Below are 21982 nucleotides of genomic sequence, written 5' to 3'. Positions count from 1 at the left end.
ATGACCACGGCGACTCGGGCTGAGGTTTGCTCGGTGGCGTGCGCTGAGATGTTCCGGGGTGACGGCGAGATCGTCGCGGCGGCGGTCAGCGGCACGGTGGCGGCGGTCGGGGCCCGGCTGGCGCGGATGACGTTCGAGCCCGGCCTGCTGACGACCGACGGCGGCCCGCAGCTGACCGCCGAGGCGATCCCGCTGGGGGCGCCGGCCGGTGACGTGGAGGGCTGGCTGCCGTTCCGCGACCACCTGTGGCTGGTCCTGAACGGGCGGCGGCACGTGGTGCTGGGCGCCAGCCAGATCGACGCGTACGGCAACTCCAACATCTCGTGCATCGGCGAGTGGGAGCGGCCCAAGTCGCAGCTCCTGGGCGTGCGCGGGGCTCCGGGCAACACCAAGCTCAACACCACCAGCTACTGGATCCCCAAGCACTCGACGCGGGTCTTCAGCGAGAAGGTCGACTTCGTGAGCGGCATCGGCTGGGACCGCGGCGCGTACGAGATCCGCGTCGTGGTGACGAACCTGGCGGTGCTGGACTTCGCGACGCCCGACCACCGGATGCGGCTGCGCTCGGTGCACCCGGGCGTGAGCGTGGACGACGTCGTCGCCGCGACCGGCTTCGAGCTCGTGATCCCCGACGAGGTGCCCGAGTCGCGCCTGCCGACGGCCGAGGAGCTGCGGATCATGCGCGAGGTACTGGACCCGCGCGGGCTGCGGGAGCGCGAGGTCCCCGCGTGACCGCGCAGCTGCTGGACACGCCGCTGACCCGGCTGGTCGGCGTGCGGCACCCGGTCGTCCAGACCGGGATGGGCTGGGTCGCCGGGCCGAAGCTGGCCTCGGCCGTCGCCAACGCCGGCGGGCTGGGCATCCTGGCCTCGGCCACGATGACGCTCGACCAGCTGGCGGTGGCGATCCGCGAGGTCAAGGAGCGGACGGACGCGCCGTTCGGGGTCAACCTGCGGGCGGACGCCGGGGACGCGGGCGCGCGGGCCGACCTGCTCATCAAGGAGGGCGTCAAGGTCGCCTCCTTCGCGCTGGCGCCCAAGCAGGAGCTGATCGCCAAACTCAAGGACGCCGGGCTCGTGGTGATCCCGTCGGTGGGCGCCCGCCGGCACGCCGAGAAGGTCGCGGCCTGGGGCGCCGACGCCGTGCTGGTCCAGGGCGGCGAGGGCGGCGGGCACACCGGGGCGGTGGCGACCACGCTGCTGCTCCCGCAGGTCGTGGACGCGGTCGACATCCCGGTGATCGCGGCCGGCGGCTTCTTCGACGGCCGGGGCCTGGCCGCGGCGCTGGCGTACGGCGCGGCGGGCGTGGCGATGGGCACCCGCTTCCTGCTCACCTCCGACAGCTCGGTCCCGGACGAGGTCAAGAAGGTCTACCTCGGTACGGGCGAGACCGTGGTGACCCGGCAGGTGGACGGCATGCCGCACCGGGTGCTGCGCAGCGAGCTGGTCGACACGCTGGAGCGCTCGGGGCGGATCGGCGGCCTGGTCCGGGCCGTCCGCAACGGCGGCAGGTTCAAGAAGCTGTCCGGGATGTCGTGGCGGGAGATGATCGCCGACGGCAAGGCGATGAAGCACGGCAAGGACCTGTCGTGGTCCCAGGTGCTGATGGCCGCCAACACCCCGATGCTGCTGAAGGCCGCGATGGTGGACGGCCGTCCCGATCTCGGCGTGATGGCGTCCGGGCAGGTCGTGGCGCTGATCGACGACCTGCCCAGCTGCGCGGAGCTGGTCGCCCAGATCGTCGAGGGCGCCGCCGAGGCGATCGCCGCCCAGCAGTCCCATCTGGCCGCCCCGCGTTGACTCGTGGCGTGTTGGCCCGGTGGCGGTGTGAAAACGGCGCACACCCCCCCACACGACCGATGGGCGCCGGGGTCGTCAGTAGCGGCTGCCGACCGGTGCGGGGATGCCGTCCAGCTGGGCCAGGTCGGCCTCGGTGAGGTCCAGGGCGGCCGCGCCGGCGTTCTCGCGCAGGTAGCGCGGCTTCTTGGTGCCGGGGATCGGCAGGACGTGCGCGCCCTGTGCGAGCGTCCAGGCGATGGCGACCTGCGCGGGCGTGGCGCCGTGCCGTGCGGCCACCTCCTTGACCACGTCCACGATCCGGAGGTTGGCCTTCAGCGCCTCCTCCTGGAATCTCGGGTTCGCGCCGCGGAAGTCGGTCCTCTCGAAGTCGGCGGAGGTGACGGTGCCGGTGAGGAAGCCCCGTCCCAGCGGTGAGAACGGCACGAACGCCGCGCCGTTGGCCGCGCACCAGCCGACGACGTCGCCCGGCCCCTCCCCCGCGGAGACATCACCGGAGAAGGCGCCCGCGCTGCCGCCCGGAGCGCCCATCGCGTCCCGGGTCCACAGCGACAGTTCCGACTGGATCGCGGCGACGGGATGGAGGGCGTGCAGGTCCTCCGCCTGCGCCACGGTGACCTCCGAGAGCCCGAGGTGGCGGACCTTGCCCTCGGCGACCAGGTCGGCCATCGCGCCCCAGGTCTCGGCGATCGGCACGCCGGGGTCCACGCGGTGCAGGTAGTACAGGTCGATCACGTCGGTGTCCAGGCGGCGCAGGCTCTCCTCGGCCGAACTCTTGACGAACTCGGGCCTCGCGTCCCGGCGCATCCCACCAGGCGCGTCCCTGTCGACCAGTAGGCCCGTCTTGGTGGCCAGTACGGCACGTTCCCGGTGGCCGCCGGCCAGGGCCCGCCCGACCAGTGCCTCATTGTGGCCGTCCCCGTACACCTGGGCGGTGTCCAGGAACGTCACGCCCAGGTCGAGCGCCTCGCGGATCAGCGCGATGGAGACGTCGTCGTCGCGCTCGGAGGTCGTGTAGGCCCAGCTCATCCCCATGCAGCCGAGCCCGACTGCCCCGACGGGGGTTCCGGCGAAGGTACGGCTGCGGATCGCCCTGCTGTTCTCTTCGGTCGTCATGCTGACGATCCTGGACGATTTGGTCCGGAACGGACAGTGTCAGGTCAACCTAGGCGTGGCACCACCACCCTGACCCTGGGACCTGCGGCCCGGGCACCTGCGGCCCGGCTCAGCCGGTCTCGGCCAGGCGCGGGCCGCCCATCAGCCGTTCGAGCCGGGCCTCGGTGCCGCTGCCGGGCTTGGGGTTGTGCAGGACGAGGTTGAGCCCGGGCCGGTCGGGCAGCGGCAGCAGCGTCGACTCGAAGACCAGCGCACCGACCTCGGGGTGCTCGACCGCCTTGACCACCGGGCCGCCCGAGGAGACCTCGTGCCGTGCCCACAGCCCGGCGAACTCCTCGCTGCCGGCCAGCATCTCCTCGATCAGGCGGCCGAACGCCGGATCGTCCGGATAGCGCGCCGCGTCCGCCCGGAAGCGGGCGACCACGCCGGGCGCCGCCGCGTCCCAGTGGGAGTGCACCGACCGGTAGCGCGTGTTGGTGAAGAACGACATCAGGCAGTTGCGGTCGTCGTCGCCGTACCCGAAGACGGCCCGGGCCGCGTCGTTGATCGCGACGAAGTTCCAGTACCGGTCGCGGACGTACCCGGGGCGCGGCGACCAGGACTCCAGGACCCGCCGCAGCTCGGGCGGGACGGCGGCGAGGTCGTCCCCGCCCCGCGCCGGGGGGTTGAGACCGGCCAGCAGGTAGAGATGCTCGCGCTCGGCGTCGTCCAGCCGCAGCGCGCGGGCGATGGCGTCCAGGACCGCCTCGGAGGCCCTGATGTCGCGGCCCTGCTCCAGCCAGGTGTACCAGGACACCCCGACCCCGGCGAGCACCGCGACCTCCTCGCGCCGCAGCCCGGGCGTACGGCGCCGGCCCGCGTCCGGCATCCCGACGTCGGCCGGGGAGAGCCGGGCACGGCGGGTCCGCAGGAAGTCGCGCAGCTCGTCGCGGCGCCGGCCCCCGGCCGCGGTTCCGGTGGCGGGCGGGGAAGATTTCGGGAGGGCCATGCCGCCCACGATATCCGTGGCGGCCATGTGTTGATCGGCTGCGCAGTGTGGAATCGGGTGCCCAGGTGAAACTGCTGCCCGGCGTGAAACTGTCCCCCGCCGGGGATCAGACGAAGGCCTTGCCCTTGTGCAGGCGGCGGCGGGTGTCGCGCAGGTAGATGTTCCACGGGAACGCGCGAAGCGCCGGCGGCAGAAGCCGGTTGATGGCGGCGGCGGTACGGGTGAAGCGCTCGAAGCGCTCCTGCTGCCGGTCGGACCAGGGCAGGCCCAGCTCGGTACGGAACTCCTGCGGCAGGAATCCCATCGTGACGAAGCGGCTGAACGGCCCGAGCGTCCAGCGGACCGGGGCGGGCAGGAATCCGAGCCGGGCCAGGCTCTGCAGGTAGGCCCGGGTCAGGCCGTCCATCTCCAGCTTCTGGAGCGTGGCGTCCCAGTACTTCTCGAACGCCTCGCGGTCGGCGGGCCACATGTCCGCCGGCACCTGGAGCGTGGTGCCGAGGCGGGAGGCGTGCTTGTAGAGCGCGTCGAGTACGTCGGGTGCGGGGCGGCCGTACAGGGCCGTGAGGACGTCCTCGGTCCCCCGGTACAGGCACGCCGCGACCCACAGTTGGAGCTCGCGGTCGAAGGCGTTGTAGCGGACCGCCTCCCCCGGCTCGGAGTGGACCGCCCGGTGCGCGCGGTTGACCTCGGCGCGCAGCAGGTCGCGCTCCTCGTCCGTGCCGTGCCAGGCCACGGCCACGTAGCTGAGCGTGGTGCGCAGCCGCTTGATCGGGTGCTTGTCCACGCGGCCGCTGTCGACCTTGCTCTTGGCGACGCCGTGGCCGACCGGGAGCAGCGACAGCTGCATGACCACGTTCGCGGTCGCCGCGCTCAGCGCGAACCAGCTGAGCGCGTTGTCGATCGTCCGCGCCGCCTGCCTGCCGCCGCCCGGTCCGGTGACCCGCACGAGCCGCCCGCCGGGGACGGCGGCCTGCTCGGAACCCGTGGAGAGGCGGCCGGCTGCTTCCGTGGACATGGAACCTCGTTTCGGTACGCGGGCGGGGCGCCTCCACGGTGACAGCAGTAAGTGGACACTTGCAACGTGACGTGGGCCACCCGGCCCGTTCAGGCGACCGTGCCCTCGGCGCGCAGCCGGCCGATCGCGTCGCCGTCGCGGCCCAGTTCGGCGAGGACCGCGTCGGTGTGCTCGCCCAGCGCCGGGATCGGGTCCATCCGCACCTCGGTGTCGCCGAACGTGATCGGCGGCAGGATCGCGCGCAGCGCGCCGACCGGCGAGCCCACCTCCCGCCAGCGGTCGCGCTCGGCCAGCTGCGGATGGGCGGCCAGGCCGTGCCCGTCGTTCAGCGAGGCGTTCGCGACGCCCGCCGCGTCGAGCCGGCGCAGCAGCTCGGCCCGCGCCATCCGCGACGTCGTCCCGGCGATCAGCGCGTCCACCTGGGCGCGGTTGCCGACCCGGGCCCGGTTCGTCGCGTACTCGGGGTCGGTCACCAGGTCGGGGCGGTCGAGCACGCCGGTCGCCAGGGCCGCCCAGCCGCGGTCGTTCTGGACGCCGATGACCACGTCGGGGCCGTCGGCCGTCGGGTACGCGTCGTACGGCGAGATGACCGGATGGCCCAGCGCGGTACGCGCCGGAGGAGCCCCCGTGTAGAGCGTGGTGTAGAGGGCCTGCCCCATCCATTCGGCGACGGCGTCGAACATCGACACCTCGATCGATGCCCCCTCCCCCGTCGTCCCGCGCCGTACGAGCGCGGCCAGCGCCCCGGAGAACGCGTACATCCCGGCGGCGATGTCGGCCAGCGGCGATCCGGCCTTGACAGGCGTCTCGGGGGTGCCGGTGACCGAGATCAGCCCCGCCTCGGCCTGGACGAGCATGTCGTAGGCGCGCTTGTCGCGGTACGGCCCGCCGCTGCCGTACCCGGACATGTCGATCACGATCAGCCGCGGATCGGCCGCGCGCAACTCCTCGGCGGACAGCCCCATCCGGGCCGCCGCGCCGGGGGCGAGGTTCTGCAGGAAGACGTCGGCGCCCGCGATCAGCTCGGCGAGGATCGCCCGCCCCTCCGGCCGCTTGACGTCGAGCGCGACCGACTCCTTGGACCGGTTGAGCCAGGCGAAGTGCGTCCCGAGCCCGCCCCGTACGCCCGAGTCGTACGCGCGGGCGAAGTCGCCGCCGTCCACTCGCTCCACCTTGATCACCCGAGCGCCCAGGTCGGCGAGCTGGCGGGTGGCGAAGGGCGCGGCCACGGCCTGCTCCAGCGCGACGACCGTGATCCCTTCGAGGGGAAGCGGCACCGGTCAGCCTTCCAGCAGCCGGCGGCCGATGATCATCTTCTGGATGTCGGCGGTGCCCTCGCCGATCAGCAGCATCGGCGCCTCCCGGTAGAGCCGCTCGATCTCGTACTCCTTGGAGTAGGCGTAGCCGCCGTGGATCCGGAACGAGTCCTCCACGACCTCCTTGCAGTACTCGCTGGCCAGGTACTTGGCCATCCCGGACTCCAGGTCGTTGCGCTCCCCGGAGTCCTTGCGGCGGGCGGCCATCACCACCATCTGGTGCGCGGCCTCCACCTTGGTCGCCATCTCCGCCAGCCGGAACATCACCGCCTGGTGCTCGGCGATGGGCTTGCCGAACGTCTCGCGCTCGCGGGCGTAGGCCAGGGCCAGGTCGTAGGCGCGGCGGGCGACGCCGGCACCGCGCGCGGCCACGTTGACCCGGCCGACCTCGACGCCGTCCATCATCTGGTAGAAGCCGCGGCCGGGCTCCCCGCCGAGGATCTGCGCGGCCGGGATCCGGTGGCCGTCGAAGAGGAACTCGGTGGTGTCGACGCCCTTGTAGCCCATCTTCTCGATCTTGCCGGGCACGGTCAGGCCGGGCGCGACCTCGCCGAACCCGGGGGTCTTGTCCACCAGGAACGTGGTCATCCCCTTGTGGCCCGCGTCCGGGTCGGTCTTGACCAGGGTGGCGACCAGGTTGGCCGAGGCGCCGTTGGTCAGCCACATCTTCTGCCCGGTGATCAGGTAGTCGGTGCCGTCCGGGACGGCCCGGGTCCGGATCGCCGACACGTCCGAGCCGCAGTGCGGCTCCGACATCGAGAACGCGCCCCGGATCTCGCCGGCGGCCATCTTCGGCAGGTAGTGCGCCTTCTGCTCGGGCGTGCCGTGCTGGGCGACCATCCAGGCGACGATGAAGTGGGTGTTGACGATCCCCGACACGCTCATCCAGCCGCGCGCCAGTTCCTCCACCACCAGGGCGTAGGTCAGCAGCGACTCGCCGAGCCCGCCGTACTGCTCATCGATCACCAGCCCGAAGAGCCCGAGATCGCGCATCCCGTCCACGATCGCCTGCGGGTAGGTGTCGGTACGTTCCAGCTCGGCGGCGACCGGCAGGATCTCCCGGTCGACGAACGCCCGTACCGTCGCCAGGATCTCGCGCTGATCGTCGGACAGCCCGTAGGTCTGCTGCAGCCTGCTCACGTTCGGTGTCTCCTTGTCATGGACGATCTCCGCCGCCGTCGCGTTCACCGTCGCCGGTCCCAGCGCTTTCGTCCTCGTCGTCCCAGAAGCCCTGGGCCTCCAGGTGCGCGATGAGCAGCGTCCCCGCATGCCGGATGTGGGTGCGCATCGCCTGCCGCGCCGCGGCGGCGTCCCCGTCCCGGAGCGCTGCGAGCACCTGGTGGTGGTCGTCCACCGACGCTTGGTCCCAGCCCTGGATGCTGGAGTAGAACCGGCGCGGCGCGTACCGCACCACCAGCTGCAGCAGCCAGGCGGTCTTCGGCGACCGGGCCGCCAGGTTGATCAGCCGGTGGAAGTCGTGGTTGGCGCGCTCGATGCCGTCGGAGTCGCGCGTCCGGGACGCCCGTTCCAGCTGCTCCTGGGTCCGGTCGAGGGCGGCCAGGCCGTCCTCGGTGACATGCTCGGCGGCGCGGGCGGCCAGCTCGCCGGCGAAGTACGCCTGGGCCTCGAACAGATCCTGGACGTCCTGCCTGGACAGCGGCGCCGGCATGAACCCGCGGCGCGGCTCGAGCCGGACGAACCCCTCCCCGCGCAGCGACAGCAGGGCCTCGCGTACCGGGGTGACGCTGACCCCGAGGTCCTCGGCGATCCGTTCCATGCGCAGGAACTCGCCATGCCTGACCTGCCCGGACATGATGAGATCCCGGACGTACGCGGCCACTTCGTCGCTGAGCTGGCGGCGCCGTCCGAGGGCCTGGTCACCCACGCTCATCGTCTCCCGTACGGTCGGATAGAATTCAACATAATATATGAAATAGGAACCGGATAGAGAGCGAAGGCGCTCCCGTACCCGGCACCTACCGGGCGGCGGGGATCTCCGGGCAGCGCGTCCCGGTGTAGATCGTGGGCATGCACCGGTTGCAGTGAATGCACAGCGACGGGGTTGCCGCGTCCGCCGCGATCCGGTTGATCAGGTCCGGCTCGCGCAGCAGCGCCCGCCCCATCGCCACGAACGCGAACCCCTCGTCCATCGCCAGGTCCATCGTCTCCCGCGTGGTGATGCCGCCCAGCAGGATCAGCGGCAGGTCCAGCTCGGCCTGGAAGCGCCTGGCGTGCTCCAGCAGGTAGGCGTCCTGGTACGGGTAGGCGTGCAGGAACCGCTTGCCGAACATCCGGATGCCCAGCCGCAGCGGCAGCGGGAAGTTCGCGGCGAACTCGGGGATCGGCGCGTCCCCGCGGAACAGGTACATCGGATTGAGCAGCGAACTGCCGGCGGTCAACTCCAGCGCGTCGACCGAGCCGTCCTCCTGCAGCCACCGCGCGACCTGCAAACTGTCGTCCACTTCCAGGCCCCCGCGCACGCCGTCGCGCATGTTGAGCTTGGCGGTCACCGCAATGGTGTCGCCGACCTCGTCCCGTACGGCGCGCGCGATGCCCCGGACGACCTTGGCGCGGTTGACCAGGGAACCGCCGAACTCGTCGTCGCGCCGGTTGAGCTTGGGGCTCAGGAACGAGCTGGCCAGGTAGTTGTGCCCGAAGTGCATCTCCACGGCGTCGAACCCGGACTCGACCGCCAGCCGTGCCGCCGTCGCGTGCGCCTTGGTGACCCGCTCGATGTCGGCCGCCGTCGCGGGCTTGGTGTACTTCATGCCGATCGGGTTGAAGAAGCGTCCCGCCGACAGGCCAGGCAGCCCGTTGGACTTGGCGTCGGCGACCGGGCCCGCATGCCCGATCTGGGCCGACACCGCCGCCCCTTCGGCATGCATCGCCTCGGTGAGCCGCCGCAGTCCGGGCACCGCCTCGGGGCGCATCCAGATCTGCCGACGCTCGGTCCGCCCCTCGGGCGCCACCGCGCAGTACGCGACGGTCGTCATGCCCACACCGCCCGCGGCCGGGCGCCGGTGGTACTCGATCAGCTCGTCGCTGACCAGCGCGTCCGGGGTCATCCCCTCGAACGTGGCGGCCTTGATCACGCGGTTGCGCAGGCTGACCGGCCCGAGCTTGGCGGGCGCGAGAACGTCGGGGGCCATGGTTCTCCTCGAGATGCAAGTGCTGAGAGACGCCGGTGGTGAGGCCGGCGGGTGGTGGAACGGCGTGCCGCCCGTCCAGGCCCCCGAGGGGACGGCACGCCGCAGGGTGATCGTCAGAGCCGCGACCTCGGACTCGCGCGGTCCGAGACGCTGGATCCGAGACGCTGGGTCAGAAGCGCTGGATCAGAAGCGCTGGATCAGAGCCGCTCGATGACGGTGACGTTGGCCTGGCCGCCGCCCTCGCACATCGTCTGCAGCCCGTACCGGCCGCCGGTGCGCTCCAGCTCGTGCAGCAGCGAGGTCATCAGCCGGGCACCGGTCGCGCCGAGCGGGTGGCCGAGCGCGATCGCGCCGCCGTTGGGGTTGGTGCGCTCCGGGTCGGCGCCGGTCTCCTTCAGCCAGGCCAGCACGACCGGCGCGAACGCCTCGTTGATCTCCACGGCGTCGATGTCGCCGATCGTCATGCCGGCCTTCTTGAGCGCGTACGCGGTGGCCGGGATCGGCGCCGACAGCATCCGGATCGGGTCCTCGCCGCGCGCGGAGATGTGGTGGATCCGGGCCCGCGGGGTCAGGTTGTGCTCCTTGACCGCGCGCTCGGACGCGATCAGCAGCGCGGCCGCGCCGTCGGTGATCTGCGAGGCCAGCGCGGCGGTCAGCCGGCCGCCCTCGACCAGGGTCTTCAGCCCCGCCATCTTCTCGCGCGTGGTGTCGCGGCGCGGTCCCTCGTCGGTCCCGAAGCCCTCGTACGGGGCGATCTCGCGCTCGAACCGGCCCTCGTCGATGGCCCGGATCGCCCGCTGGTGGGAGGTGTAGGCGAACTCCTCCATCTCCTCGCGGGTCAGGTCCCAGTCGCGCGCGATCATCTCGGCGCCGGCGAACTGCGACACCTCGCGGTCGCCGTACCGCCGCGTCCAGCCCTTGGAACCCGCGAACGGGCCCTCGGTGAAGCCCAGCGGCTCGGCGGCGGTCATCGCGTACGAGATCGGGATCTGCGACATGTTCTGCACGCCGCCCGCCACCACCAGGTCGGACGTACCCGACAGGACGGCCTGGGCGGCGAAGTGCACCGCCTGCTGGGACGAGCCGCACTGGCGGTCCACGGTCACGCCGGGGACCTCCTCGGGAAGTCCGGCGGCCAGCCACGCGGTCCTGGCGATGTCGCCGGCCTGCGGGCCCACCGCGTCCACGCAGCCGAAGACGACGTCCTCGACCGCCGCCGGGTCGGCCTTCGAACGGTCCATCAGGGCGGTCAGCACGTGCGCGCCCAGGTCGGCGGGGTGCACCGCGGACAGCGCGCCACCGCGACGCCCGACCGGCGCGCGGACCGCTTCGACGATGTAGGCCTCGGCCATGGGGGTGTCTCCGTAGCTGTCGGCGGCCCGAACGAGGGCCGGGTGTCAACTTGCCTGGTCTTGCTGGTCTTGCTGGTCTTGCTTGCGGTCTTGCTGGTCTTGCTTTCCGCATTGGTCTTGCTTGTGTCTTGCCTGGCTTGCTTGTCGTGCCTGTTGCCCTGTTGCCCTGTTTGGCCTTTTGCTGTGCCTGTTGCGTCTTGTACGGGTCGCGTCTCGTACGGGTCGCTAGGTCGCCCGGATCCCTTCCAGGACCATGGCGAGGTACTGCTTGGCGATGTCGTCGGCGGACAGCCGTCCGCCGCGCTGGTACCAGTTGGCGGCGAGCCAGACGGTGTCGCGGATGAAGCGGTAGACCAGGGTCCGGTCGAGATCGTCGCGGAACGCCCCCTCCCGCACGCCCCGTGCCAGCAGCGAGGTCCACATCTCCTCGAAGCGGCGGTGCGAGTCGAGCAGGTAGCCGAAGCGCTCCCCGGCGGCCAGGTGCTTGGACTCGTTCTGGTAGATCACGACGGCGGGGCGGTGCCGGTCGATGGAGCGGAACGACTCGACGACCAGGGCCTCCAGCGTCTCGCGGGCACCGAGCCCGGAAGCCAGAACGCGGTCGTAGGACGCCCACATCTCGTCCAGGAAGTTCGACAGTATCTCGTCGGCCATCGACTCCTTGGAGTCGAAGTGGTAGTAGAGGCTGCCACCCAGGATCCCGGCGGCGTCGGCGACCTGGCGGACCGTGGTGGCCGAGTACCCCTGCGAGGCGAACACCTCCGCGGCGGTGGCGAGCAGCTCGGCACGCCGCTCCCCGCGCGCGACCGCAGTGCCCTCGGCGTCACGCCGTCGTGGACTCATGGTGGCGGGATCCCTTACGGATGCTGGCTGGAGACGGAGAGGACCTCGCCCGTCATGTACGAGGAGTAGTCACTGGCCAGGAAGACGATGACGTTGGCCACCTCCCACGGCTCGGCGTAGCGCCCGAAGGCCTCCCGGCTCGTGAGGTCGTCCAGCAGCTCCTGCGAGGTCACCTTGACCAGGTGCGGGTGCATCGCCAGCGACGGCGAGACGGCGTTGATCCGTACCCCGTACTCGGCGGCCTCCAGCGCGGCGCAGCGGGTGAGCGCCATGACCCCGGCCTTGGCGGCGGCATAGTGCGACTGGCCCTTCTGCGCGCGCCAGCCGATCACCGACGCGTTGTTGACGATCTTCCCGGAGCCCTGCTCCCGCATGATCCGCAGGGCGGCGCGGGTGCAGCGCATGGTGCCGTTCAGCGTGATGTCCAGGACCCGGTCCCAGGCGTCGTCCTCCATGTCCACCAGGTCGGACGTACCGCCGAGCCCGGCGTTGTTGACCGCCACGTCGATCCGGCCGTACCGCTCGACGGCCAGCGCGTACAGCGCCCGGACCTGCTCCTCGGAGGTGACGTCGCAGGGCAGTGCGGCCACCCGGTCGGCGCCGAACTCCTTCTCCAGCTCGGCCAGCGTCGCGTTCAGCCGCCGCTCGTGCGCGTCGGAGATCAGGACCTTCGCGCCCTCCTCCAGCGCGCGGCGCGCGGTGGCGCCGCCGATCCCGGCACCGGCCGCGGCGGTGATCACCACGATCTGGTCGCGCAGCAGCCCGTGGGCCTGCGGATAGGGCGGCGGGGGGGTCATGAACGTGCCTCTCTGCTCATTCGGTCGCGCTCGGTCGCTCGCCGGTCCCTCACTCGTTCCCCCTCGGCTCTCGGGGAAGCCCGAGCACGCGCTCGGCGATGATGTTGCGCTGGATCTCGTTCGAGCCCGCGTAAATGGTGTCAGAGCGGGAGAACAGGAACAGCCGCTGCCAGTCGTCCAGATCGTACGGCTCGCCCTCGGCGACCAGCCCGGCGGCGCCGAGCACGTCCATGGCCAGCTCGCCGAGCTCGCGGTGCCAGGTGCCCCAGACCAGCTTGGAGATGGACGACTCGGGCCCGGGCGCGCCGGCCGCGACGCCGGCCATCGTCCGGGTCGCGTTCAGCCGCATGATCTCCAGGCCCATCCAGGACCGGGTGAGCCGGTCGCGCAGCAGCGGATCGTCGATGGCGCCGGTACGGCGGGCCAGCTCGAGCACGCCCTGCAGCTCGCGCCGGAACCCGACCTGCTGGCCCAGCGTCGCCACCCCGCGCTCGAAGCCGAGCGTGGCCATCGCGATCTTCCAGCCCTCGCCCGGCGCGCCCACGAGGTGGCCCGCGTCGGTACGGGCGCCGTCGAAGAACACCTCGTTGAACTCCGAGGTGCCGGTCAGCTGCACGATCGGGCGGATCTCCACGCCGTCCTGGCGCATCGGGACCAGCAGGTAGGACAGGCCGGCGTGCCGCTTGGAGCCCGGCTCCGTACGGCAGACCACGAAGCACCAGTCGGCCTCCAGCGCCAGCGACGTCCAGACCTTCTGGCCCGTGACGCTCCAGCCCCGCTCGTCCTGCTGGGCGCGGGTCTGCACGTTGGCCAGGTCGGAACCGGCGTCGGGCTCGGAGTAGCCCTGGCACCACAGCTCCTCGACCGCCACGATCGGCGGCAGGAACCGTTGCTTCTGCTCCTCGGTGCCGAATGCGATGATCGTCGGGCCGAGCAGGTTCTCGCCGATATGGCCGACCCGCGCCGGCGCGTCGGCCAGCGCGTACTCCTCGTTGAAGATCACCTGCTGCTCGACGCTCGCGCCGCGTCCGCCGTACTCCTCGGGCCAGCCGATGCAGGTCCAGCCGGACGCGGCCATGTGCCGCTCCCAGGCCAGCCGCTCCTCGTGCGCCTCATGCTCGCGTCCCGGCCCGCCCAGCCCTCGGGCGTGCGCGAACTCGCCCGACAGGTTGGTCTCCAGCCAGTCGCGGACCTCCGCGCGGAAGGCCCGTTCCTCGGGGGTCTCGTTCTGCTCCACGCCGGGCACTCTACCAAACAGTTGTTAGAAAGAATCGATCCGCATCGCGAACAGCGTGGTGTCGTCGGCCGTACGGTCGTACTCCATCTGCTCCAGTACCTCCTCCACCACCGGGTCCGGGGGCCCCGCGCACCCGGACAGGACCTCCGTCAGCCGCTCGATCCGTTCCTCCAGATCGACGTCCCGCCGTTCCACCAGGCCGTCGGTGTACAGGAACAGCAGGTCACCCGGCAGCATCGGGGTCGAGATCGTCGAGTAGCCGTACCCCGGCACCGCGCCCAGCATCGGTTCGGGAGTGACCCGCAGCGGGGACGCCTGGCCGTCGCGTACCAGGATCGGCGGCAGATGCCCGGCCGAGGTCCACTCCATGAGGCGCGTCCCCGGGTCGTACAGCGCGACCAGGGCCGTCCCGGTCGCGACCCGCTCCGGTACGAGCTCGCCGACCATCTCGTTCAGCCAGCCCACCAGCCGTCCCGGGCACTCGCCGGTGTAGGCCAGCCCCAGCAGCCCGTTGCGGGTCCGCGCCATCGCCGCCGCCGCCGGCAGCCCGTGCCCCGCCACGTCCCCGATCGCCAGCAGCGTCCGCTGGTCCGGCAGCGGCCTTGAGACGAACCAGTCGCCGCCGATCCGCGCCGCGCTCTCGGCCGCCAGGCTGCGCACCGCGAAGCCCAGCCCGGGCACGTCCGGCAGATCCTCCGGATCGGGCAGGATCGCCCGCCGCAACGTGACCGCCACCTCCCGCTCCTGCGCCACCTGGGCCTGCTGGCGCAGGATCTCCCGCCGGGTCTCCACCAGCGCCTTCTCGATCCCGCGCCGCCGGGTGATGTCCTGGGACAGGATGTTCACCGACACCGGGCGGCCAGCCCCGTCCAGCACCGGCTCCGCGAACACCCACAGATGCCGCTGCTCCCCGTCCCCGGCGACCACCCGGTGCTCCAGCTCCACCGGCTCGCGGCGGCTGAGCAGCGTCTGGAACCGCTCCTCGACCATCGGCCGGTCCTCGTCCACGACCACCTTGGACAGCTCGTCCAGCAGCGGCGGCCCCGCGGTCAGCCCGTAGTTGGCCGCCATCTGCGGCGTCCACTGCAACTCGTCGGTGGCCAGGTCGTACTCGCCGAACCCCAGCGAGGCCAGCCGTCCCGCCCGCTCCAGCCGGCGGCGCATCCGGTCCTCGTCGTCGTAGTAGTGCCAGACCGTGCAGACACCCGTGGGAACCGCCACGCAACGGACCGACATCCGCGCCGTACGGGTCAGTCCCTCCTGTGCGGTCGAGAACTCGAACGGCCCCCTTTCATAGGGCCTCCCGGTCTCCAGGACCTCCACATAGGCCGGGAACAGCCCGAGCAGCGCCGATCCGGGATCCATCCGGAGCAACCGCTGCCCGGCCAATTCCGCCGCGCCCCGCCCGAACAGATCCCGGGCCGATTCGTTCAAGTTCGCATAAAGGAAATCGAGCACCTTCCCATCGGCCCCCCGCACGGGCACCAGATGCGCCGCCGCGTTGATCGCCACGTCCAGGACGGCCCGCGCCGCCGGATCGTCCGGCACCGCGGCCAGCCTCCCGGCGTCCTCGGCCACGTCCGCCTCCGGCGCCGGGAACGCGTCCACCAGCGGCGTCACCGTCTGCGGCAGCACCGCGGCATGGGCACCGATCCCCCCCTGCTCCGGCTCCGGCGCCGCCTCCCCGCGGACGCCGGTCACCATCGCCGCGGCCTCCTTGAGTTCCACGTCCAGGTCGCGCGCCAGCCAGATCAGATGCTGCAGCGCCTCGTCGGGCCGCACCCCCAGCCGCCCGGCGAGCACGACCCGGGCCTCGGCGATGATCGCGCGGTCCCGTGCGGCCCCGCGCAGATCCGCCAGTTCCGGTATCAGCGGCGTGCTCTCCGTTTCCCTCACACGAATCCCCCATCGATGGAAGAACCGTATATAAGGCTATGAGGAGCACTATTCACTATCGGTGTCCGGGGAGGCCTATTTTGCCGCCCACTAGAAAGGTCAGCGCCGCCGCTTTACCCCGCGGCCCCGAACACCTGCTTGGTCAGCGTCGTCAGCCGTTCCGCCGCCACCTTGAACGACGACCCGGCCGGATGCAGCGTGAGCACCACCACGATCCGACCCCCAACCACCCCGGTCGTATGCAGCACCGGCCGCCCGATCCCCAGACCCGGCGCCGCCGCGGGCCTGTACGAGGATCCCTCGCACGGCACCGCCGGCACGTCCCCGAACCCCGACCACCCCTGCTTGACCGCCCAAGGCCGCGGCACCGCCCGCGGGATCCCGAAGTACTGGTCGTACCGGTCCTTCCCGCACGGCGTCGCCTTACCCAACTCCCCCATGATGAGATCCCGATGGGCCTTCGGCGCCTTCTCCAGGACATACCGGTACGTCTTGGCCACATCCAGAGCGCTCAGCGCCGTGTATCCCCAGAACCCGGGCTTGTCCGCCGGCGGCGGCTCCGTCTCCCCCAGCCCGATCCGCCGCGCCATCCGCTCCACGATCGCGCCCTGCCCGCCCCGCTTCCAGAACGCGGTGGCGGCCCCGTCGTCACTCGACCTGAGCATCGGCCGCAGCAACGCCAGATCCTTCTCCGGCACATCCTCCGTGCCCCGCAGATAGTCCAGCGTGACAAGGATCTTCACCACCGAGGCCGACCGGAACGTCCGCCGCGCCCCGTACTGGAGCACCGTCCTCCCGGCCTCCAGGTCGTACACCACGTACCCGGCCCGCACCCCCGGCGGCACCCTGACCGCAGGCCTCTCCGACGGCGTACTCACCACCGCCTCCGGACCCTTCGCAGTCCTCGTCCCATCCCCACCACAACCGCCCAGGATCATGGCACCGGCGACGACCGGCCCCACGCGCCCCACCAACGAGATCACCCGGCCATGCCTACCAGATCCCACCCCGCCCAATACCGAGTACGCACCCACGCCCGCACTGCGCTAGAGTAATCACGCCCGCTCAACCGGGCACCGGGACGTAGCGCAGTTTGGTAGCGCACTTGACTGGGGGTCAAGGGGTCGTGGGTTCAAATCCCGCCGTCCCGACGCAGGTCAGAGGCCGGATCCGATCATCGGACCCGGCCTTTGTCGCGCCCTGGGTGACCAACTGAGTGACTAAGTCCCCTGACCTACCCGCGCAATCGGTGTCGTGCGGTGCCGTACACCTCTTGAGATGGCCCACAGACTCGCGCCCTCACCACCGCGGCGGCTCGGGAGTCGGCAACCGTGGAAGTCGGTCAGCAACAAGAGAGCTGCACCGTTCGCGACGAGCCAGTACGGGCAACCGGGTACCGCCCGTTCGCCAGACTTGGCCAGGACTCGCCCCTGTGGGGCTTCAAAACCCCGATTCCGGCCTTGACCTGCCGGTTTCCCTGCGGGGTCATGCGGCGGTCGGGCAGGCTGGATCGCCATGGTGTGGTCGCTGTTGTACGACCTGACGCGCACCTCGCTGGGCGTGATGCTGCTTCGGCTCCGTGGGGACACGGCCAAGGACATCGAGATCCTGGTGTTACGTCATCAGCTTGCGGTGTTGCGGCGGCAGGTGAACCGTCCTGCTCTCCGACCGGCCGATCGGGTCCTGCTGGCCGCGTTGTCGCAGCTGCTGCCCCGGTCGCGCTGGAACACGTTCATGGTGACGCCCGCGACGTTGCTGCGGTGGCACCGGGAACTGGGCGCCAGGAAGTGGACCTACCCGCATAAGGCACCCGGCCGGCCACCGGTTCAGCGGGAAATCCGCCAGTTGGTGCTGCAACTGGCCGGCGAGAACCCGGGTTGGGGCCACCGCCGCATCCACGGAGAGTTGATCGGGCTTGGTTACCAGGTGTCGGCGGCCACCGTGTGGCGGATCCTGCGCCGCGCCGGTGTCGATCCGGCACCGCGACGGACCGACGCGTCCTGGACCAGGTTTCTGCGGGCCCAGGCCTCCGGCATCCTGGCCTGCGACTTCTTCACCGTCGATACCGTCTTCCTCCAGCGGATCTACGTGTTCTTCGTGGTGGAGATCGCCACCCGCCGGGTCCACGTGCTGGGCGCCACCCGCAACCCGACGGGCGCCTGGGTGACGCAGCAGGCCCGGAACCTGCTGATGGACCTGGACGAGAGCGCTCAGCGTTTCCGCTTCCTCGTCCGCGACCGGGACACCAAGTTCACCGACGCCTTCGATGCCGTCTTCGCAGCGACCGGCATCACCGTACTGCGGACACCACCGCAAAGCCCACGAGCAAACGCCTTCGCCGAGCGGTGGGTCGGCAGCGTCCGCCGCGAGTGCACCGACCGGTTACTGATCTTCTCCCGACGCCATCTGGAAGCCGTGCTCAGGATCTACGCCGATCATTTCAATGGTCACCGTCCGCATCGTTCCCTAGGGCAACGACCGCCTACTCCCCCGCCCGAACCGACTCCCATCAGCAACAACGCCGCCATCCGCCGGACACGCCTCCTCGGCGGTGTGATCAACGAATACCGCAACGTCGCATAGCGGTCACCACGTCTGAAGCGACACGGAGCCCCAGGTCAAAGGCAGAACCGAATATTGAAGCCCCACACCCAGATCGCCTCGAACAGCACGTCGCGGGTCAAGACCCGGGTCGCGTTGCGCACGAGGACCTGCAGGAGGGAGAACTCGGTCCGGGTCAAGCGCAGCGGCCGCCCGCCACGCCACGCCTCGAACCTGTCGGGATCGAGCCGGACGTCGGCGAACGACAGGATCTGCGACTCCTCGTCGGGCGGCGTGCGTCGGCGCAGCAGGGCCCGCACCCGGGCCAGCAACTCCTCGGTGGCGAACGGCTTGGGCAGGTAGTCGTCGGCGCCCGCGTCCAGCCCCGCGACCCGGTCGGAGACCTGGTCACGGGCGGTCAGCATCAGCACCGGAAGATCTCGACCCGCGGCCCGCAACCGCCGGCAGGTCTCCAACCCGCCGACGCGGGGCATCATCACGTCGAGGATCAGCAGATCCAGCGTGTCACCGCCGGCCCCACCGACCCCGTCGAGCACGGCGAGACCGTTGGCGACGGTGCTGGTGTCGTAACCCTCGACCTGGAGCACCCGCTCCAGCGACTCACGGATGGCCGCGTCATCATCCGCGATCATGATCCGCACGCCGGCCCGCCCCCATCCAGTCGATGCTTTTGCCGCTCATTGTCCCCGATCAACCTGAGACCAGGATTAGCGCGTCGCTGGGGAATGCGTGTGGGGTGAAGCCGGTTGTCTGGAAGTCTGGGTGATGCTCGGCCAGCTCGGCGCAGCGTCGGCGGAGCATGACCAGGACGGCGGCAGGCGAGATTCAGTCCGCAGAAGCGCACCGCGTTCCGAGGCTGCTTTCGGGCAGGGCATCATAGGCGGCCAGGATCCGGGCCTTATATGCCTTGGTGAACGTCCGCCGCTTGGGCCGGTCCGGCCGCTGATCGGTCACACGACCATCCTGCCCCGTCATAGCGGCCTGGTCGGGTGCGCCGTCACACCGCCCAGGTGGAGTCTGCGGGTGCCGTGCTCGATGAACACCAGCACGTACAGCCGCTGGAGCAGCGCGGTCCCCACGCCCAGGAAGTCGCACGCGATGGTCGCGTGAGCCTGGGCGGTGCGGAACCGCCGCCACGTCGGACCGGAACGCCGGGGAGCGGGATCGACACCGGCAGCGTGCAGGATCTCCCAAACGGTGGACGCGGCTTAGCGGCGACTACACGCCAGTCTCTGGGAGGAGGTCATCTGTCGAGGGATCCGTGATCACGGCCGATGGCGGAAGCTGATGCGCATCAGCCGACTGTCGGCCCAGTCTTCGAGCCGGGTCGGCCGGATGGTGCCGGGGTCGTGGGGCTGATTGAGATCCGCGACGATCTCCGCCAGCACGGCCTGACGTTCAGCTGGATCGGTGACAGGCGTGGCCCGTGCAGGCAGATCCGCGCGGGTCCCGTGCTTGAGGTGGAAGGTGAAGTTGGGATCGGCGAGAAGGTTCGCATGCCAATCGGTCGCGGCACCGCCGGCGCCGCTACACAGGTAGGTGGTGCCCGCAGCTCGGTAGAAGAAGATCTCGATGCGGCGTGGCCGGCCGGTGCGGCGCCCCAGCGTCGTGATGTCGATGATCCGTTCGCTGGTGCCTGCGGCGGGGGTGATCTCGATGGCTTGCCAGATGTGGTCGGGCAGGTGCGACAAAGACGCGTCCCGTGCGGAGTCGTTGGATCCGGTCGTGTCTGAAGTGCTCATGCGGTCTGGGTCTGCAGGGCGGGCCCGAGGAGGAGTCCACCGTCGATGACGTACTCCGACCCCGTGATGAACGACGCGTCCGATGACGTGAGGAACAGGAGAAGCCGGGTGACGTCGGTCGGCTCCCCGAGCCGGGGGATGGCGAACGGCTCGGGTGAGTAGAAGTCGGCGATTGCCGCGACTGCGCCGGCTGCTGGTTCGTGGATGAAGGGGGTCGCGATCACGCCAGGGTGGATGGTGTTCACCCGGATGTGGTCGCGGCCGAGCTCGAGCGCTGCCGTTCGGGTCAGGCCTCGCACGGCCCACTTGCTGGCAACGTACGGCGCGTAGTGAGCCGTACCGCCCAGGCCCATCGTCGAGGCGATGTTGACGATGGCTCCCCCTGCTGCGCGGCGCAGAGCGGGGGCGGCGACCTTGATGCCGAGGAAGGTCCCTGTGAGGTTGATGTCGAGGATGCGCGACCACGTGGCCTGCTCCGTGTTCTCGATCGGCGCCGGCGGGTTCTGCACGCCCGCGTTGTTGACGAGCACGTTCAGGGCCCCGAACGCACTCTCGGCGGCTCGCACAGCGGCGGACCACAAGCTCTCGTCGGTGACGTCGAGGCGGGCGAAGCGAGCGCGGGACCCGAGCTCGTCGGCGAGAGCGGCGCCGCGTTCGGTGTCGATGTCGCCGATCACCACGTTCGCTCCCTCCGCGTGAAAGGCGCGCACGTGGCTCGAGCCCTGGCCGCCGGTCCCACCGGTCACCAGCACGGTCTGGTTGTCGAAGCGTGGCATCAGATGTTTCCTTCGGTACGTGGGTGACTGACCGGGATCACCAGTGATGAACGGCGGCCAGTGGTGAGTCGGGCGACTCGCCATCCCCTTGACAGTAGGTCGACGGCAGTGGCGAGTCAAGCCACTCATCTCGTATGCTCAGTCCATGAGCAGGGTCGTACCGACGTACCACCAGCGCGTCGCCCAGGAGAAGCGCGCGCTAATCGTGACAGCCGCGACCGCACTGTTCCTGGAGTTGGGCTACGACCGGACGTCGCTGGCGCGGATCGCAGAGCGCTCGGGTGTCTCGCGGGCCACCTTGTTCAAGCAGTTTCCGAGCAAGGCTGTCCTGTTCGACGCCATCGTGACCGAGTCCTGGTCGACCGCTGACGAGGGGGATCCTCCGCCGGCAGGCAACGTCGTCGACGGGCTCAGCATCATCGGTCGCCGCTACGCCGAACTACTAGGCCGTACCCAGATGACCGACCTGTTCCGGATCGTCATCGCCGAGCTGCCACGGTTCCCTGAGCTGGCCCATGCGCAGTTCTCGCACGGGAAGATGCCCTACTTCGAGTCCGTACGCGGCTACCTCCTGGCTGAGCACGAGGCGGGAACGGTGCGGGTCGAGGACGTGGACCTCGCAGCCACCCAGTTCCTGGGCATGATCTCCAACTACGTCTTCTGGCCGACACTCCTGGTGCCGGGCTGGAAGGTGAGCGCCGAACGCGTCGCTCAGGTAGTCGACGAGGCCGTCCGCACCATCGCCGCCCGGTACGGGGTCGATACTGGGGGGCTCGCGTAACCGTTCAGCGCGTATTCGGGTGATCGATCTTCTGGTGATCACTTTGTGTGGTCGCCAGGGGCATAGCGGTTCCAGCTTCCTCCGGCTTCGGCGGCGATGCGGGTGGTGCTCTTGTCGTGGAAGCCGAGGGAGCGGGCGATGACCGGTGCGGGAGCTTGGAGGACGAGCCGGCGGAGGGCTGCTGGGCGGGCCTTGCCGATCATGTAGCCGTGCTGACGTAGGTGCTCTCGCAGGGTGCCGGGGTTGAGGGGCTGGCCGCCGCGGCGTCCGGGGAACAGCCATCGGGTATTCGGGCTGGTTGCGGTGTTCATGTTCGAGCGGTTGGCGGCCTGCGCTGTGCGCGACCGATAGTTCCGCCAGCAGCAGGTGGCCCAGCAGCGGGTCCAGATACCGCCGGACGTGATCGGCGTACCCGGCCCCGACAGCACAGCATCGGACCAGGGCGGCACGAGTTTCTCCCGGCTCGGCTCCCATCCCGGAAGCCGGGATAGCTCTCTGGCGCGGCGTCAGACGCTGTGGTTGGGGTCGAATCGGTCCGCGAGTTCTGCGAGCACCGCGGACCGGTCCCGGTCCTGCCCTGCCTGGGCGGCCAGCATCCGGAGCCGTGGCACAAGCC

At 70.6% G+C, this 21982-nt stretch carries 22 protein-coding genes and 1 tRNA gene; 5 read left to right on the top strand and 18 right to left on the bottom strand.

Annotated elements, in window-relative coordinates; genetic code table 11:
• Together ACH34Q_RS43455 and ACH34Q_RS43450 are read left to right on the top strand one after the other, a co-directional pair.
• Complete coding sequence (locus tag ACH34Q_RS43455) at positions 1-732, top strand: CoA-transferase subunit beta (protein WP_395989129.1); 732 nt, start codon at positions 1-3, stop codon at positions 730-732.
• Positions 729-1799 (top strand): NAD(P)H-dependent flavin oxidoreductase, encoded by a 1071-nt coding sequence (locus ACH34Q_RS43450; RefSeq protein ID WP_395989090.1) that lies wholly within the window; start codon positions 729-731, stop codon positions 1797-1799. Before ACH34Q_RS43455 ends, ACH34Q_RS43450 begins: the two co-directional genes overlap by 4 nt.
• Positions 1800-1874: 75 nt before the next feature.
• Here the strand turns inward: ACH34Q_RS43450 and ACH34Q_RS43445 are convergent, their stop codons facing one another.
• From ACH34Q_RS43445 to ACH34Q_RS43385, 13 genes are all read right to left on the bottom strand, one after another.
• The gene (locus tag ACH34Q_RS43445) at positions 1875-2885 is read right to left on the bottom strand and encodes an aldo/keto reductase (RefSeq protein ID WP_395989128.1); all 1011 of its coding nucleotides are present in this window, start codon (positions 2883-2885) and stop codon (positions 1875-1877) included.
• A 136-nt stretch (positions 2886-3021) separates the two neighbouring features.
• Positions 3022-3927, bottom strand: a complete 906-nt coding sequence (locus ACH34Q_RS43440) for a helix-turn-helix transcriptional regulator (protein ID WP_395989089.1) — start codon at positions 3925-3927, stop codon at positions 3022-3024.
• 79 nt (positions 3928-4006) lie between these two features.
• Positions 4007-4915, bottom strand: a complete 909-nt coding sequence (locus ACH34Q_RS43435) for an oxygenase MpaB family protein (protein WP_395989088.1) — start codon at positions 4913-4915, stop codon at positions 4007-4009.
• 89 nt (positions 4916-5004) lie between these two features.
• Positions 5005-6192, bottom strand: coding sequence for a CaiB/BaiF CoA transferase family protein (locus ACH34Q_RS43430; RefSeq protein WP_395989087.1), 1188 nt, complete (start codon positions 6190-6192; stop codon positions 5005-5007).
• A 3-nt stretch (positions 6193-6195) separates the two neighbouring features.
• Positions 6196-7371 carry an acyl-CoA dehydrogenase family protein gene (locus ACH34Q_RS43425; protein WP_395989086.1) on the bottom strand — a complete coding sequence of 392 codons (1176 nt, stop codon included), beginning with the start codon at positions 7369-7371 and terminating at the stop codon, positions 6196-6198.
• A gap of 16 nt (positions 7372-7387) precedes the next feature.
• Positions 7388-8122 carry a GntR family transcriptional regulator gene (locus tag ACH34Q_RS43420; RefSeq protein ID WP_395989085.1) on the bottom strand — a complete coding sequence of 245 codons (735 nt, stop codon included), beginning with the start codon at positions 8120-8122 and terminating at the stop codon, positions 7388-7390.
• Positions 8123-8207: 85 nt separating this feature from the next.
• On the bottom strand, positions 8208-9380 hold the full coding sequence (locus tag ACH34Q_RS43415) for an NADH:flavin oxidoreductase (RefSeq protein WP_395989084.1): 1173 nt from the start codon (positions 9378-9380) through the stop codon (positions 8208-8210).
• Between the two features lie 197 nt (positions 9381-9577).
• Positions 9578-10732, bottom strand: a complete 1155-nt coding sequence (locus tag ACH34Q_RS43410; RefSeq protein WP_395989083.1) for an acetyl-CoA C-acetyltransferase — start codon at positions 10730-10732, stop codon at positions 9578-9580.
• A gap of 225 nt (positions 10733-10957) precedes the next feature.
• Positions 10958-11575 carry a TetR/AcrR family transcriptional regulator gene (locus ACH34Q_RS43405; protein ID WP_395989082.1) on the bottom strand — a complete coding sequence of 206 codons (618 nt, stop codon included), beginning with the start codon at positions 11573-11575 and terminating at the stop codon, positions 10958-10960.
• Positions 11576-11589: 14 nt separating this feature from the next.
• Entirely contained in the window at positions 11590-12372 is a 783-nt protein-coding gene (locus ACH34Q_RS43400) for an SDR family oxidoreductase (protein WP_395989081.1), read from the bottom strand.
• A gap of 49 nt (positions 12373-12421) precedes the next feature.
• Positions 12422-13609, bottom strand: coding sequence for an acyl-CoA dehydrogenase family protein (locus ACH34Q_RS43395; RefSeq protein WP_395989080.1), 1188 nt, complete (start codon positions 13607-13609; stop codon positions 12422-12424).
• Positions 13610-13633: 24 nt separating this feature from the next.
• Positions 13634-15505, bottom strand: coding sequence for a SpoIIE family protein phosphatase (locus ACH34Q_RS43390; RefSeq protein ID WP_395989079.1), 1872 nt, complete (start codon positions 15503-15505; stop codon positions 13634-13636).
• A gap of 113 nt (positions 15506-15618) precedes the next feature.
• A complete protein-coding gene (locus ACH34Q_RS43385) occupies positions 15619-16383 on the bottom strand; it encodes a hypothetical protein (protein WP_395989078.1) in 765 nt (254 codons plus the stop codon).
• Between the two features lie 199 nt (positions 16384-16582).
• Between ACH34Q_RS43385 and ACH34Q_RS43380 the strand changes: the two genes are divergently transcribed.
• Positions 16583-16656: transfer RNA gene (locus tag ACH34Q_RS43380), tRNA-Pro, on the top strand.
• A 364-nt stretch (positions 16657-17020) separates the two neighbouring features.
• Positions 17021-18088 carry an integrase core domain-containing protein gene (locus ACH34Q_RS43375; RefSeq protein ID WP_395989077.1) on the top strand — a complete coding sequence of 356 codons (1068 nt, stop codon included), beginning with the start codon at positions 17021-17023 and terminating at the stop codon, positions 18086-18088.
• Positions 18089-18123: 35 nt separating this feature from the next.
• Here the strand turns inward: ACH34Q_RS43375 and ACH34Q_RS43370 are convergent, their stop codons facing one another.
• From ACH34Q_RS43370 to ACH34Q_RS43355, 4 genes are all read right to left on the bottom strand, one after another.
• Positions 18124-18699, bottom strand: a complete 576-nt coding sequence (locus tag ACH34Q_RS43370; protein WP_395989076.1) for a response regulator transcription factor — start codon at positions 18697-18699, stop codon at positions 18124-18126.
• A gap of 193 nt (positions 18700-18892) precedes the next feature.
• Positions 18893-19021 carry a hypothetical protein gene (locus ACH34Q_RS43365; RefSeq protein ID WP_395989075.1) on the bottom strand — a complete coding sequence of 43 codons (129 nt, stop codon included), beginning with the start codon at positions 19019-19021 and terminating at the stop codon, positions 18893-18895.
• Positions 19022-19332: 311 nt separating this feature from the next.
• Positions 19333-19809, bottom strand: coding sequence for a nitroreductase/quinone reductase family protein (locus tag ACH34Q_RS43360; protein ID WP_395989074.1), 477 nt, complete (start codon positions 19807-19809; stop codon positions 19333-19335).
• On the bottom strand, positions 19806-20585 hold the full coding sequence (locus ACH34Q_RS43355) for a glucose 1-dehydrogenase (protein ID WP_395989073.1): 780 nt from the start codon (positions 20583-20585) through the stop codon (positions 19806-19808). Before ACH34Q_RS43355 ends, ACH34Q_RS43360 begins: the two co-directional genes overlap by 4 nt.
• A gap of 145 nt (positions 20586-20730) precedes the next feature.
• On the opposite strand from ACH34Q_RS43355, the gene ACH34Q_RS43350 reads away from it, so the two are divergent.
• A complete protein-coding gene (locus ACH34Q_RS43350; protein WP_395989072.1) occupies positions 20731-21366 on the top strand; it encodes a TetR/AcrR family transcriptional regulator in 636 nt (211 codons plus the stop codon).
• Positions 21367-21404: 38 nt separating this feature from the next.
• Here ACH34Q_RS43350 and ACH34Q_RS43345 read toward each other — a convergent pair whose 3' ends face one another.
• Positions 21405-21677: a hypothetical protein gene (locus ACH34Q_RS43345; protein WP_395989071.1), complete on the bottom strand. Its 273-nt coding sequence runs from the start codon at positions 21675-21677 to the stop codon at positions 21405-21407.
• Positions 21678-21982: the final 305 nt, after the last annotated feature.

This window comes from Actinomadura sp. 9N407 (genome assembly GCF_044326315.1).
Classification (GTDB): domain Bacteria; phylum Actinomycetota; class Actinomycetes; order Streptosporangiales; family Streptosporangiaceae; genus Spirillospora.
Note: the sequence above shows the minus strand (reverse complement) of the source record. Positions and strands in the feature narration are given on the sequence as shown.